Source organism: Methylobacterium aquaticum (genome assembly GCF_001043915.1).
Classification (GTDB): Bacteria; Pseudomonadota; Alphaproteobacteria; order Rhizobiales; family Beijerinckiaceae; genus Methylobacterium; species Methylobacterium aquaticum.
Window position 1 is genome coordinate 1 of sequence record NZ_LABX01000089.1, and the last position, 13,726, is coordinate 13,726.

Annotated in this window: 13 protein-coding genes and 2 pseudogenes; 2 read left to right on the forward strand and 13 right to left on the reverse strand. The window is 70.1% G+C overall.

Annotated features, from left to right (window positions below; genetic code table 11):
- The 9 genes and pseudogenes from VP06_RS12280 to VP06_RS12320 all read right to left on the reverse strand — a co-directional run.
- Positions 1-707 (reverse strand): annotated as a pseudogene (locus tag VP06_RS12280) (galactose oxidase-like domain-containing protein); the annotation flags it as partial.
- A 29-nt stretch (positions 708-736) separates the two neighbouring features.
- On the reverse strand, positions 737-1,384 hold the full coding sequence (locus VP06_RS12285; protein ID WP_053081736.1) for an SCO family protein: 648 nt from the start codon (positions 1,382-1,384) through the stop codon (positions 737-739).
- Positions 1,385-1,690: 306 nt separating this feature from the next.
- A complete protein-coding gene (locus VP06_RS12290; protein WP_156295564.1) occupies positions 1,691-2,638 on the reverse strand; it encodes a class I SAM-dependent methyltransferase in 948 nt (315 codons plus the stop codon).
- 11 nt (positions 2,639-2,649) lie between these two features.
- Positions 2,650-3,198 (reverse strand): RBBP9/YdeN family alpha/beta hydrolase, encoded by a 549-nt coding sequence (locus VP06_RS12295; protein WP_048464063.1) that lies wholly within the window; start codon positions 3,196-3,198, stop codon positions 2,650-2,652.
- A 9-nt stretch (positions 3,199-3,207) separates the two neighbouring features.
- Positions 3,208-4,341, reverse strand: a complete 1,134-nt coding sequence (locus tag VP06_RS12300; RefSeq protein WP_048464064.1) for a UV damage endonuclease UvsE — start codon at positions 4,339-4,341, stop codon at positions 3,208-3,210.
- Positions 4,342-4,462: 121 nt separating this feature from the next.
- Positions 4,463-5,263 carry a hypothetical protein gene (locus VP06_RS12305; RefSeq protein WP_048464065.1) on the reverse strand — a complete coding sequence of 267 codons (801 nt, stop codon included), beginning with the start codon at positions 5,261-5,263 and terminating at the stop codon, positions 4,463-4,465.
- Positions 5,264-5,376: 113 nt separating this feature from the next.
- Positions 5,377-5,772 carry a DUF3618 domain-containing protein gene (locus VP06_RS12310; protein WP_048464066.1) on the reverse strand — a complete coding sequence of 132 codons (396 nt, stop codon included), beginning with the start codon at positions 5,770-5,772 and terminating at the stop codon, positions 5,377-5,379.
- Positions 5,769-6,194, reverse strand: a complete 426-nt coding sequence (locus VP06_RS12315; protein WP_048464067.1) for a phage holin family protein — start codon at positions 6,192-6,194, stop codon at positions 5,769-5,771. The genes VP06_RS12310 and VP06_RS12315 overlap by 4 nt, the downstream gene beginning before the upstream one ends.
- A gap of 14 nt (positions 6,195-6,208) precedes the next feature.
- Positions 6,209-6,865 (reverse strand): hypothetical protein, encoded by a 657-nt coding sequence (locus tag VP06_RS12320; RefSeq protein WP_342586814.1) that lies wholly within the window; start codon positions 6,863-6,865, stop codon positions 6,209-6,211.
- 312 nt (positions 6,866-7,177) lie between these two features.
- Here VP06_RS12320 and VP06_RS12325 point away from each other — a divergent pair, with 312 nt between their 5' ends.
- The gene (locus VP06_RS12325; RefSeq protein WP_048464068.1) at positions 7,178-8,596 is read left to right on the forward strand and encodes an alpha,alpha-trehalose-phosphate synthase (UDP-forming); all 1,419 of its coding nucleotides are present in this window, start codon (positions 7,178-7,180) and stop codon (positions 8,594-8,596) included.
- A 238-nt stretch (positions 8,597-8,834) separates the two neighbouring features.
- On the opposite strand, the gene VP06_RS12330 is transcribed toward VP06_RS12325, so the two are convergent.
- A complete protein-coding gene (locus tag VP06_RS12330) occupies positions 8,835-9,464 on the reverse strand; it encodes a TetR/AcrR family transcriptional regulator (RefSeq protein ID WP_048464069.1) in 630 nt (209 codons plus the stop codon).
- A 94-nt stretch (positions 9,465-9,558) separates the two neighbouring features.
- On the reverse strand, positions 9,559-9,756 hold the full coding sequence (locus VP06_RS12335; RefSeq protein WP_048464070.1) for a hypothetical protein: 198 nt from the start codon (positions 9,754-9,756) through the stop codon (positions 9,559-9,561).
- A 175-nt stretch (positions 9,757-9,931) separates the two neighbouring features.
- On the opposite strand from VP06_RS12335, the gene VP06_RS12340 reads away from it, so the two are divergent.
- A complete protein-coding gene (locus tag VP06_RS12340; protein ID WP_048464071.1) occupies positions 9,932-10,498 on the forward strand; it encodes a glutathione peroxidase in 567 nt (188 codons plus the stop codon).
- 57 nt (positions 10,499-10,555) lie between these two features.
- Here the strand turns inward: VP06_RS12340 and VP06_RS12345 are convergent, their stop codons facing one another.
- Together VP06_RS12345 and VP06_RS12350 are read right to left on the reverse strand one after the other, a co-directional pair.
- Positions 10,556-12,370, reverse strand: a complete 1,815-nt coding sequence (locus VP06_RS12345) for an NADPH-dependent assimilatory sulfite reductase hemoprotein subunit (protein WP_048464072.1) — start codon at positions 12,368-12,370, stop codon at positions 10,556-10,558.
- A gap of 219 nt (positions 12,371-12,589) precedes the next feature.
- Positions 12,590-13,726: pseudogene (locus VP06_RS12350) on the reverse strand (sulfite reductase subunit alpha); the annotation flags it as partial.

Here is a 13,726-nt window from a genome sequence, read left to right on the forward strand (position 1 = left end):
CGGCTCTTGGCGCCGAACAGGGCGCGCCAGCCGTTGCCGTCGAAGATCTCCGGGGTCATCCCGGTCATCAGGCCCTTGTCGATGCTGCCCTGCGGGTCGCCCCAGCCGCCCTGATAGGGATAGGAGCCGCCCATGATGAGCTGCTGGCCGTTGGGCAGCGTCAGCATGGTGGAATAGTAGCGGTCGTTGGCCAGCTTGGCATTGATGGCCGACACGCCGGTGCCGGTCCGGTTGAGGACGACGCTGCCCTTGTCGCTGCCGTTGTCGAAGATGCCGCCGGCGATGAACAGCGACCCGTCGGTCCGGAACGTCTGCGCGGCGCAGAAGCTGTTGACGCCCGCAATCCCCGGCAGGGTGATGTGGCCGGTGCCGATGCCTTGCGTCGGGTCCCAGATGTCGAAGGTGCGGCCATCCTGGGCGCCGGGGTTTCCGCCCGGCGTACCGTAGGACGCGACCTTGCCGCTCGGCAGCAACCCGAGGGTGATGGCGTTCATCGGCCAGTTCTGCACGCCCGAGAACACGCCCGTCATCGGCGCATTGTCGGGGAGGGCCACGCCGGACAGAACCGGATCGGCGACCTGGTTCACCACCACGCCGAACTGCGCCGCATCGGCGGGCGACAGGATTCCGCTCGCCAGGATGGTGGCGGAGAGGAGGGCGGCGTCGCGCAAGCGGGCGCGGCGGCCGGCCGTGATCGAGGCTGTCATGGTTCAGAGGCTTTCGCTGGGTACGGCTGTCAGAGGGGCTGCCGGGATGCAGGCTTGGGGGCGTCGAGCCCCTGGACGAAGCTGTCGAGAAGGGGGATGTCGCGTTCGAGCCGCGGCCGGTCGATCGGGTCGCCGCCATAGCTCATCGCGATCCCGCCGCGCCGGTCGAAGACCATGACCTGTGGCGGTGGCTCCGGCAGCGACGCCGCCGGGTAGCGCAGCATCGCCACGAGCGCCGCTTTCCAGGCGGCGTCGCCGGTAAGGAACCGCAGCCGCGTCTCCGCGCCAACGGTGCCGTCGATGAAGGCGCGCAGCCGCCCGGCGTCGCGGCCGTCGTCGAGGGAGATCGCCAGGAACGCCGCCCGGTCGCGCACCGCTCCCGGTAGCGCCTTGGCGACCCGGTCGAGGTCGAGGGTGCGGGTGACGCAGACGATCGAGCAATCGGCCGCGACGAAGGCCACCACGACGACCCGGTCGCGCAGATCCGCGGGATTCAGCGCGACGCCGCGCTGGTCGATCCGCCGCGCCGGATCACCGGCGGGCCAGAGAAGGGCATCGAGGTCGCTCGACGCCCGGGCCGCGCTGCTCGCCGTCGGCTCGACCGAGGCGGTGCTGGGGATGCCCCAGAGGGGCAGGCCGACCACGAGGGCGGCCACATACTTGAGTCCCGGCCACATGGCGTGATCCGTCAATCCATCGCTGCGCTGTCCCAGCGGCAAATCTGCCGTGCGGGTGTTTAAAACCCGTAATGGGGCGCGGATAATGAATCATGACCTGGATGACTCGGCCGATCGGGTGATTTCGTAAATGCAACCTGAAGTAAATTGGGCGATCGAGGATTTTTCAGGATTAATGAAACGCGGATATTTCTGCTAAAAAATGAAGACCGTGCGGAAACCGGGCGATGCGGTGACGAACGGCGCAGGACGATGGCTCTGCCGGAAGAGGCAGGGCGCCCCCGCCGCGCGCGTCGACAGGGCGCTTTATTCCTTGTGCGCGAACAGGTAGGTCCCGCTCGCCAGTTCCAGGTTCTTCTGGTCGCTCAGCTGTGTCACGTAGGGCTCCTGGAGGAGCGAGAGCGGGTCGGCGGTGAAGTCGGAGAGGCGGCGGGACAGGAAGCGCTTGCGCACGTCCGGCGGCAGGCCGGCGGCCCAGGACTGGACGATCCAGGTTAGGCTCCAGATCGGCAGGAGCGAGGCCGGGACGTATTGGTGGTCGACCGCGAGATGGCCGGAGAACAGGTTGCGCAGGCCCTCGCCGGTCATGTTGTAGTAATGGTGGGGATAGCCGTGCAGCGGTTGCAGGAACGGCACCGCGCAGATCAGTTTCCCGCCGGGCTTGAGCACCCGGGCGATCTCGCGGGCGCAGGCGAAGGGATCGCGGACATGCTCCAGCACCGCGATCGAGATCACTCCGTCGAAGCTGGCATCGCGGAACGGCAGCACCTCGCCGATCCCGAGCACGTCGGTGGTGTCGTAATCGGCGATCTCGAGATTGACGACGTTGGCGTAGTAGCGGTCGCGCCGGCCGGCGCCGCAATCGAGAATCAGCCCGTCGGGGTTGGTGGCGATCAGCTCCTGGACGTGCCCGTCATAGGCGTTCTGCGAGACGTTCGGGCTGTCCTCGGCACCCGACAGGGCCCGCAGGTCGTCGCTGAGATAGTCGTATTTCGCGCCGAGGCGGCGGTGGGGCAGGTCGTCCCGCATCAGGGGGGCGAGCCGCGCCAGCTTCTCCGCCCGCATCGGCTCCAGCCCCTCCGGCAGGCGGCTCTGGCGCCGGCCCTGGCGCAGGCCGTGCTTGTCGAAATGCGCCCGGCCGCTGGCGAGCCGCCCTTCGCGCACCGCGAGATCGAGGTCCGGGTTGGCCGCGAGATAATCGGCCTCTCGGAAGGTCGCTGCCGTCGCCGGCTCGACCATGTCGAGATAGGACACCACGGCTCGTCCTAGAGGGTGCGCAGGAAGCCGGCGAAGCGCATCAGCCCCTCGGGCCACGGCCCGTGCCCGCTCTCGACGTTGAGGTGACCGGACTCGCCGGCATCGACGAGGTCCGCCCCCCAGGCGTCGGCGAAGCCGGCAGCCCGGTCATAGGCGGCGTAGGGGTCTGTGCGGCTTATCACCAAGACCGACGGGAAGGGCAGGGGCGCGCGGGGAATCGGCGCGAAGGCGCGCAAGACGGCCGGCATGTCGGGCTGCTCGATGTCGGGCAGCGCGACCAGGAAAGCGCCGGCGACGCTGCCCTCGGGAAGGTAGGGCGCCGCCTGCACGCAGGCGACCACGCCCAGGCTGTGGGCGACCAGCACCACGGGCCGGCGCGCGGCCTGCACCGCCGCGATCACGGCGTCGCGCCAGGGCCCCGGCTCGGGGTGGTCCCAGCTCGCCTGGGTCACCCGGCGGGCGGTCGAGAGCCGCTCCTGCCAGCGGCTCTGCCAGTGGTCGGGCCCCGAATTGGTGTAGCCCGGGACGACGAGGATGTCGCAATCGGCCGATCTCATGCCGCACCGTTACAGGCAGGAGACCGCAGCGTCGAGGGCCTCCCCTCGAGCCGCGGCCGGCGCGGGCGCGATGCCGCCGAGGCTCGGACCGACCTGCCGCGCCAGGCCGGTCGAGGCGAGGTTCTTCAGCTTGGCTTCGACCTCGATGTCGCACCAGGCGAGGTGTCGGGCGACGAGGTCGTTGAGCGCCCGGTTCCACATCAGGTCGGAATGGGCGGCGAGGTCGCGGCCGGTGAGGCCGGCCGCGGTCAGGCCCCCGAAGTCCGGCAGCGCGTCGGGGTCGTGGCCCGGCAGCACGTCCTCGCGCGAGACGCTGACATGGCCGACCGGCCGCACCCCGCGCCAGGATGCGATCACCCGGGCGATCCGCGGATCGTCGGGCGCGATATACGCGCCGCGGCTGTGGATCCAGTGGTGGTGCAGGTCGAGCACCACCGGCACCCGGTCGGCGAGGCGCAGGACCGCGTCGAGGCCGAAGGCCGATTCGTCGTTCTCGACCGTGACGAGATCGCGGGCGGCCTGCGACACCCGCGCCAGGTTCTCCCGGAACGCCTCGATTCCGGGGTCGCGGGCGCCGACATGGATGTTGACGTGGGCGCCATGCGGATGCCAGCCGCCGCCATAGCCCATCATCGCCATCACCTCGGCGTGGTAGTCGAGTTCGGCGATGCCGTTCGCGAGCGCCGCCGGGTTGCGGCTCGCCAGGATGCAGAACGGGCCCGGATGCATGCTGAGCCGCACGCCACCCGCCCGCGCCGCCTCGCCGACGGCCGCCAGACCCGCCTCGATGGTGCGGCGGAACGCCGGATCGGCATAGAGGTCGCGCACCTCCGGGTGGGTGTAGCCCGGCAGGATCGAACTCGCGAGGCGCAGCAGCCGCTCCAGCGCGGGACGGGCCGCCACCCAGGCGACCTGGCGCCCCATCGCCGCGAGGTTGTGCGTCACCACGGCGGTCAGCTTCTCCCGTGCCGCCGTGGGGTCGAGGCGGCGCAGATGGGCGATCGTCACCGTGGTGACGTTCATCACCAGGGCGGCCTCCTTGGCCGCCTTCAGGGTCTTGTGACGGCCGGGCGGCTCGTCCGGGATGAACTTGCAGCAGAAGCCGAGGCGGGGGCGGGAATCAGGCGAGGCGGCGGAGATCATGGCCGACAACGCGGCGCCCGTCGTGGCGGGTCCCGTCCTGTTGCCGGGAAGGACAGAGAGATCGCCCAAGAAAAAGGCCGGCCCCGAGGGGCCGGCCGCTCGGGCGTCGCCGATGCCGCGTTCAGTGGGTCTGGCGGCCCGGCTCCCCCGCGCCCGGCGGGTAGGTCCCCGGCTGGCTCTTGCGCAGCTCGTCCGAGGCGGCCTGGGCGGCGGCGGCGGCGGCGTCCTGGGCCTGATCGAGGGCGGTCTCGACGAAGTGCCGGCCGCGCTCGGTCGCCTCGCGGGCGTAGCGCAGACCTTGGTCACGGACCTCGTCGGCATAGGGGCCGACCGTGCGGTCCTCCTGGCGGGTGCGCGGCAGCAGCGCGCCGAGCAGCATGCCGGCCGCCAGGCCAACGACGCCGACCAGGACCGGGTTCTCGCTGACGAAGCGCTCGACGGCGTTCTGGCTCTGCGCCAGCCGCTCGCTGCCGCGGTCGCGCAGGTCGGCGTAGCGCCGCGACCCGGTCTCGATCCGGTCGCTGGCCCAGTCGCGGGCGCGGTCGATCGCCTCGGAGCTGCGGCCGCCGACGGCGCCGTAAGCCTGGCTCGCCTGAGCATGGGCCCGGTCGACCGCCTCGCTGGCGCCCTGCTTCAGCCGGTCGGCCGCGGCATCGGCCTTGGCGCGCAGCTCCTCGGCGGTCTGGCTGATGCGCTCGCCGATGGCGGAGGCGGTCTCGCTCACCCGTTCGGACGCCTGGGCGGCGGCATCCTTCACCGTGTCCTTCACCGTGTCGCCGGCCGCGTGAGCCGCGCCTTGCGCAGCGTCGAGGTTCTGGCGGACGGTGTCGTGGTCCTGATGCAGGGTGCGCTCGGGCCCGGTGGCGGGGGTGTGGGCCGAGGGGGCGCCCGGATGGGCCGGGTTGATGGTGTGCTCTGCCATGACTTGGAGACTCCCTGGCAGGCTCGGCGCGGCGTGGGGGTGTGCCGTCGGAGCCTGCGGCCAATCGAAAGGGGTGTTTGAGGAGCGGGCGCCGGCCTCGCGCCGGCGCCGCCTTACATCCGCATGCCGTCGGCGACGCGGTCTGCCGCCGGGTGGGCGGTCGGCCGGTCGGGGTCGTAGACCCGGGCCGCGCCGGTCTTCAGCACCGGCACCGCCTCGGCCCCGTTCATCGTGGCATCGAGCTGCTGGCGACGCTGCGAGTCCCGGGCGACGCGGTGGATCAGCCAGCCGACCCCCGCGACGATCAGCATGACCGGCACGGGGTTGCGCCGCACCGCCTCCAGCGCCCCGTCATAGAGGCCGCTCGCCGGCGATTGCCGCACCGTGCCGAGCATCTCGTCGACGAGGCTGGCCGGCGAGAGCCGGCCCTGGATCTGGTCGATGGTCCGATCGAGCCGGGCCCGGGTCTCCTCGATGTCGTGTTCGAGGTCGTTGATCGACTGGGTCATCCCGACACCCTCTCGGACAGGACCCTCGCATCCTGGCGCACCTGGCGCGTCGTGCGGGTCGGCGTCAGCGTGGACAGGGACATGGCGCTGCGGCCCCAGAGCGCCAGCCCGATGGCGATCACCAGGAACACCGCCCCGACGATCAGGGCGGCGAGCGCCTCGGACTGCACCACCGTGGCGAGCCACTTCACCAGGGCATCGGTGAGCACCAGCAGGGCCACGACGGCGAAGACCGCCGCCCCCACCATCATGCCGAGCCCGAGGAATAGCGACCTCAGGTTGTTCGACATCTCGGTGCGGAAGAGGGCGATCTCCTTGCGGGCGAGATCGGTGGTCTCGCGCAGGGCGTCACCGAGGAGCCCCTGGATGCTCCCCGGGGAGCCATTGCCGCCGAGGGGGCGGCCGGCATTGGGGTCGGCCATCGCGGCGTCCTCCTTCAGGCCGAGTAGCGCGGGCCGGACGCGCCGGTGCGGTAGGGGTCGGGCCGGGCGGTCTCGGGCTCGCTATGGGCGCCCGGCACGTCCCGGTAGCGCGCACCGTAGGGATCGGCGGGCCGGCCCGCGGCGGCGGCGGCGCGGGCGCGCTCGGCCCCGACCTCCGGTCCCCGGGCAAAGGTGTCGCGCCCGGCGAGCCCGTGCGAGGGATGGGCCGAGGCGCGGATGAAGCGCGCAGCGAGGAAGCCGGTGAGGAAGGTCGCCACCGCGACCGCGGCCGGCCGGCGCCGGGCCACCGACTCGATCTCGCTGTAGAAATCCTCGAAGCTGCGCTCGCGGATCGAGCCGGACAGCTGCTCCAGGCCCTCGGCGGCGCTGTCGAAGAACGCCTTCACGTTCGGCTGCTGCTCGAGCTTGCCGCCCGAATCGCGCAGGGCCTGGGCGAGGTCGGAGACCGACTGGGCGGCGTCGCCCTTGCGCCGGTCGACATAGCCGTGGACCTGCTCGCGGGCCGATTCGACGAGGCTGAAGCCGCGTTCCATCGCGACGTCCCCAAGCTGGCGCACGTCGTGGCGCAGGTCGTTCCATTCCGCCGGGCGCTCGCCGGGAGTCCCCCGGTCGTCCGCCCGGTGCCGTCCGTTGTCGTAACCCGCGCTCATCAGGGCACTCCATCCTTCTCGGCGCGGCGGGCAGGCCAAACCCGCCGCCGCGCCGAACCTATGCGACGATATTGCGGGTAACAGCAGCCAAGGCGCCCGGTTCCGGCCTCATTCAAGCGGGAATCGCGGTGGGATTCCTGTGGAGCGCCGGGCACAGCCGGAGCGGGTGCGTCCGCCCCGGAATCCGTCGAAAGGGTTGACCAATTCGCACGGATCGCGCTTGCTGCTGGCGCGTTTTCTCCGTCAGGGGCGGATGGACTCGGCGACGTTCCCGCCCCACACGGTCCCGTGCAGCCGGAGTCGATACCCGCCGTGTCACGCCTCATCATCGTGTCGAATCGCGTCGCCGTCCCCGATGAGGGCTCCAAGGCGGTCGCGGCCGGCGGGCTCGCCGTCGCCCTCAAGGAGGCGTTCACCGCCTATAAGGGGCTCTGGTTCGGGTGGAGCGGTAAGATCACCGACAACCCGTCCTCCGAGCCGGTCATCGCCGACCGGGGCCGGGTGCAATATGCGGTGATGGATCTCTCGCCCCAGGACCACCGCGAGTATTACAGCGGCTTTGCCAACCGGGCGCTCTGGCCGATCATGCATTACCGCCTCGGCCTGGCGGCGTTCTCCCGAGCCGATTACGCTGGCTACCAGCGCGTCAACCGCATCTTCGCCCAGGCGCTGGCGGGGCTGATCGAGCCGGGCGACCTGATCTGGGTCCACGACTACCACCTGATCCCGCTCGCCTCCGAGCTGCGGGGCCTCGGCGTCTCGAACCCGATCGGCTATTTCCATCACATTCCATGGCCCTCGGGGGAGGTGTTCAACACCCTGCCGGCCTCGACGGAGCTGTTGCGCGCGGTCTCCGACTACGACCTGATCGGTCTGCAGACCGACAGCGACGTGCACAACCTCTCGCGCAACCTCGTCGACGAATTGCGGGCGATCCCGCTCGGCGGCGGCTCGTTGATGGTCGACGGGCGCCGCACCCGGATCCGCAGCTTCCCGATCGGCATCGACGTCGAGGGGTTCCGGCAGGCCGCCGAGCGCGCCGGCATGAACCGCACCGTGCGCGACACGGTGGCGGGCCTGCGCACCCGCAAGCTCCTTATCGGCGTCGATCGGCTCGACTACTCGAAGGGCGTGCCGGAGCGGATGGAGGCGGTGGAGCGCTTCTTCGCCTCCAATCCCGACCAGCGCGGCAACGTCGTCTTCCTCCAGATCGCCCCGAAATCCCGCACCGAGGTGCCGGAATACGAGCAGCTTAGCCGCGACGTGAACGAGGTGCTCGGCAACATCAACGGTTCCCTCGGCGAGCCGTCCTGGACGCCGATCCAGTACGTCACCAAGGCGTACCCCCGCGCGGTGCTGGCCGGGCTCTACCGCGCCGCCCGGGTCGGCGTGGTGACCCCGATGCGCGACGGCATGAACCTCGTCGCCAAGGAATACGTCGCCGCGCAGAGCGAGGACGATCCGGGCGTGCTGGTGCTGTCGAAATTCGCCGGTGCAGCCCGGCAGATGCCCGAGGCTCTGCTGGTCAACCCCTATGACCGGTTCGAGGTGGCCGAGGCCATCCGCGCGGCCCTCTACATGCCCAAGGCCGAGCGGGTGGAGCGCTGGAAGCCGATGTTCGAGCGCATGGCGCGCGAGGACGTGGATTGGTGGGCCCGCAGCTATCTCGGCGAGCTGGAAGGGTTTCGGACCGTCGAGCGCGAGCCGCCAGCGGCGGCGGAGGCGCAGTAGGGCGAGACGCCCCGGAACCCTCCCCCCTTGCGGGGAGGGGGGCGGACGGGGTGCGCGCAGCCGGACGACGTCCCGTCGGAGAGGACAGCGTGACGCTGATCCAGGAAGCGCCCGTCAGAACGGCTCAGTCATCACCGGATGCGTCGTCTTCTCTCCCGCGGCTCAGCCGGGCACCCTCCCGGGCAGAGGGGGGCGCGGGGGCGACCGTCGGGCGCATTTCGTCAGGCCGGAGCGTGGCTCAAGCGATGCGTGGCCCTGCCCGCAGCGCCCCCATCAGGAACGCGATCATCGCGTCGAGCGCCGGCACGAAATCCTCCGGGCATTGCACCACCAGCACCGGGTGGCAGAACCGGACGATCGCCGTGTGGACGCAGCGGGCCGCTACCGCCGGATCCTCCACCGCGAACTCGCCCCGCGCCACGCCGTCGGCAATGACGCGCTCCAGCACGGCCGTGATCCGATCGACATGGTGGCGGCAGACGTCCCAGCTTTCGGACATCGCCGCCTCCACCATCTCGTGCATGCGGGGATGGCCGGTGAAGCGCCCGACGGCGTCGCGGTGCAGGAAGACGATGATCTCCCGCAGGCGGACCTCGGCAGACAGTCCCGGCCGGTCGGCGAGAGCGGCGATCCGCACCTCGACCTCGCCGATGAGGCGCGCGACCACGGCCTCGTTGATCGCCTTCTTCGAGTCGAAAAACCGATACACGTTGGCCGGGCTCATCCGCAGAGTCTTGGCGATGTCGGCCACCGTGGTCTTCTGGTAGCCGATCTCACGGAAGAAGCGTTCCGCGGTCGCCAGGATGCGGCAACGGGTATCGGACGATGTCTCCTCGACCGGTGGGGGGGCTGACAGGGCAGGGATCATCCGCGCAACCTATCGTGCCGAGCATCGGCTGGTCAAAAGGCACCGGCGACCTTGATGCGGGGTGTGGCATCTGCGTCACCCCGCCCGGACCGTGTCAGGAGCCGAACTGCGAGCCGAGCCGCTCCAGGTACTCGGCGAGATCGATGCCACCGACCTTCTTGCCATAGTCGAACCGCATGCCAGGTCGGATCGCCACACTCTCGCGCGGTGTGGTCAAGGTGACGGGTCTGGTGCAGATCCAGGCGCCGTCGCGGCGATGCTCGAAGCAGTTTAGGATCTCATGCCCGCCCATCTGCGGCCTCCCGGTCAATGCTCCCGGATAACGTGGCAATCGGGGGGAAGTTCACGGAATGGTGCGTCCGAACGCCGGACTTTGCGAGAGCGCGACGAGGCCCGGCCGCTTGCGCCGCCCCGCCGCTCGGGAGACAATCGGGCCGAAGCCGACACCTCCGTCAGGGAGCATTCCGATGCCGCTCGTCCGCCGCGAGGCCCTGGTCCTGATCGCCGGCGCTGTCAGCCTGCCGGCCTACGCCGCACCGCAGCAGAGCACCGCCACAGCCTCGGCCTTCCGCTTCGCGAAGCCCGAAGGCGGCAGCCTCGCACTTGCCGAACTGGCCGGAAAGCCGATCCTGGTGGTCAACACCGCGACGGCCTGCGGCTACGCGCCGCAATTCTCGGGGCTGGAGCAGCTCTGGACCCGGTTCGGCGCCCGCGGGCTGACGGTGATCGCGGTGCCCTCGGCCGATTTCGGACGCCAGGAGCCCCTCGACGGGATGGCGATCGCCGAGGCGGCACGCAAGAACCACGGCGTCACCTTCCCGGTGGTGGGCAAGACCAGCGTGACCGGGCCGCAGGCGCACCCCTTCTACCGCTGGGCCGCCGCCGAGAAACCGGCCGAGACTCCGCGCTGGAACTTCCACAAGTACCTGGTCGGCCGTGACGGTCATCTCGCCGCCGCCTTCGCCACGCCGGTGGAGCCGACGGACACGCGGGTGATCGCCGCGATCGTGAAGGAACTGGACGCGGCGGGGTAGAACCCCCGCCGCCTGGACCGGGACGCGGCAGGGGAGGGACCCCTCCCGTCGCCGGGATCAGGCCACCGCCTTCTGCGCCCCCGTCCGGACGTGGAAGTCCGGCCCGTTGCCGGTCTTCGCCACATAGCCGGCCCGGATCACGAAGTCGCCGAAGCGCTCGCCCGTCGTGCGGTCCTTGGCATAGGCCGCGAAGAGCGGGTCGAGCGTCGGGCGGATGTCGGACGCCGTGACGTCCTCGGCATAGAGCTTGCTCAGCCGCGAGCCGTCGAAGGCGGCGCCGAGATAGAGATTGTAGCGCTCGGGGCCGCGGCCGACGAGGCCGATCTCGGCGATGAACGGCCGGGCGCAGCCATTCGGGCACCCGGTCATCCGGATGGTGATGTCATCCTCGGACAGGCCGTGGGAGGCCAGGCTCTCCTCCAGCTCGTCGATCAGGCTCGGCAGGTAGCGCTCGCTCTCGGCGAGAGCCAGGCCGCAGGTCGGCAGCGCCACGCAGGCGAGGCTGTTGCGGCGCAAAGCCCCCGCGCCGGTGGTCAGGCGGTATTCCTGCACCAGCGCGTCGATCTCCGCCTTCTGGTCCGCCGGAACGTTGGCGATGATGACGTTCTGGTTGCCGGTAAGGCGGAAATCGCCCTGGTGCGCCTCGGCGATGCGGCGCAGGCCCGACAGGAATTGCGGCCCGCCCTCGACGTCCTTGATGCGGCCTGACGGGACGTAGAGCGTCAGGTGCTGCTTGCCGTCGTCGCCCTCGACCCAGCCATAGCGGTCGCCGTTGCCCGTGAAGGTGAAGGGCTTGGGATCCTGGAAGGCGCGGCCGACCCGCTTCTCGACCTCGGCCCGGAACGCCTTCAGGCCGTAGCGCTCGATCGTGTATTTCAGACGGGCGTTCTTGCGGACGGTGCGGTTGCCCCAGTCGCGCTGGACGGTCATCACCGCCTCGGCGACCTTCAGAGCGTATTCGGGCTCCGCAAACAGCATCACGTCCGCGGTGCGCGGGAAGGTGTCGGTCTCGCCATGGGTCATGCCCATGCCGCCGCCGACGGTGACGTTCCAGCCCGTCACCTGGTTGTTCTCGTCGAGGATCGCGATGAAGCCGAGATCGTGCGCGTAGACGTCGACCTCGTTGGAGGGCGGCACCGCCACGATGGTCTTGAACTTCCGCGGCAGGTAGGTCTTGCCATAGACCGGCTCGACCTCCGCCTCGTCCTCGCCGCCGACCACGCGCTCGCCGTCGAGCCAGATCTCGCGCCACGCATTGGTCTTCGGCAGCAGGCTGTCGGAGATAGTCTTCGCCAGCGTGTAGGCGGCGTCGTGGGCGCCCTTCTGGGCCGGGTTCGTCGCCGCCATCACGTTGCGGTTGACGTCGCCGCAAGCCGCGATCGTGTCGAGCAAAGCCGAGTCGATCGCCGCCATCGTGCGCTTCAGGTTCGACTTGATGACGCCGTGATACTGGAAGGTCTGCCGCGTCGTCGCCCGCAGGGTGCCGTTGGCGTAGGTGCGGGCGATCTCGTCGAGGATCAGCCACTGCTTCGGCGTCACGACCCCGCCGGCGATGCGCAGGCGGATCATGAAGGAATACGCCTTGTCGAGCTTCTTCTTGGTCCGCTCGGCCCGCAGGTCGCGGTCGTCCTGGAGATACATCCCGTGGAACTTGACGAGCTGCCCGTCATCGTCCGAGATCGCACCCGTCGCGTTCTTCAGGAGCCCTTCCGCGAGCGTGCCCCTCAGGTAGCCGCTGGCGATCTTGATGTGCTCGTTGGCCGAGAGCTTGGCGGCCCGGGCCGCCTCCGCCTCGGTGATCGGACGCTCGGTCGGCGGCGTCTCGTAGACGCGCTCGGCGGCTTGGGTGTCGGCGATCTTGTGGTCGGCCATGGGTGGTGTCCGTTCGGGCGCCGGGTCCGGCGCATCATCGACCAGCGTCTCCGATGCCTGACAGCACCGAAGGAGACGCGGGATCCCCTCTCCCACATGGGAGAGGGGAGGCAGTGCTAGAGTGCTTCACGATTGCGCTGCAATCGCGAAGCTTCTCTGGCTCTTTGATTTTGCCGCATTTTCTACGACGAACCGGTATCCACTTCGTCGGAAAATGCTCTAGTACACGTCCTGCTGGTAGCGGTGGCTGCGCTCCAGGCCGGCCACGGCGGCCTCGGCGGCGGCCGCGTCCAGACTTTTCACGTCGGCGAAGGCTTTCACCAGCGCCGCCCGCACGTCCTTGGCCATCGCCTTGGCGTCGCCGCAGACGTAGAAATGGGCGCCGCCATCGAGCCACGAAACGAGTTCGCGGCGCTGCTCCCAGATCCGGTCCTGAACGTAGATCTTCTCGGGCTGGTCGCGGGAGAAGGCGACGTCGATGCGCGCCAGCGACCCGTCCTCCAGGGCTTCCTGCCATTCGAGCTGGTACAGGAAGTCGTGGATGAAGTGGCGGTCGCCGAAGAACAGCCAGTTGCGGCCCGGCGCCTCGGTGGCGCGGCGCTCCTGCACGAAGGCGCGGAACGGCGCCACGCCGGTGCCGGGGCCGACCATGATGATGTCGGTGGCCGGGTTCGCCGGCAGGCGGAAATGCTTGTTCGGCTTCACCCGAACCCGCAGCTTGGCGCCGGTGCGGATCCGGTCGGCCACATGGACCGAGGCGACGCCGGTGCGGTCACGGCCATGGCTGGTGTAGCGCACCGCCGCGATGGTGAGGTGGGCCTCGTCGCCGACCTCGGCCCGCGAGGAGGCGATCGAGTAGGCCCGCGGCGGCAGCGGCCGGGTGATGTCCGACAGGTGTTGCGCCGTCAGCTTGGCCGGATAGGTCTCGATCAGGTCGATGAGGTGCCGGCCCTCGATCCAGGCGCGGACCTCGTTCGACTCGATGAGGCGGCGGGCGTCCTCGTGGCCGGTGGCCTTGACGAAGCGCTCGATCGTCGCGGCCGACAGGGTGGTGATGTCGCGCTCGGCGAGCAGGGCCTGGCGCAGGACCGAATCGCCCTCGAGGCCGGCGGCCTTCAGGATCTGGTCGACGAGCGCCGGATCGTTCTCGGGATAGAGTTCGAGGGAATCGCCGGGCTCGTAAGCGGGCGCGGCATCCTCGAAGGCCAGTGCCAGATGGATCGTCTCCTTGTCGGAGCGCGACGAGTTGAGGTTGACGTGCTCGATCACCTCGACGGTGACCGGCTCGCGGCTGACCTCGGCCTCCTCGTCGGCGCCGGCCGTACGGGCGAAATCCACCGCCACGACGTTGCCGGC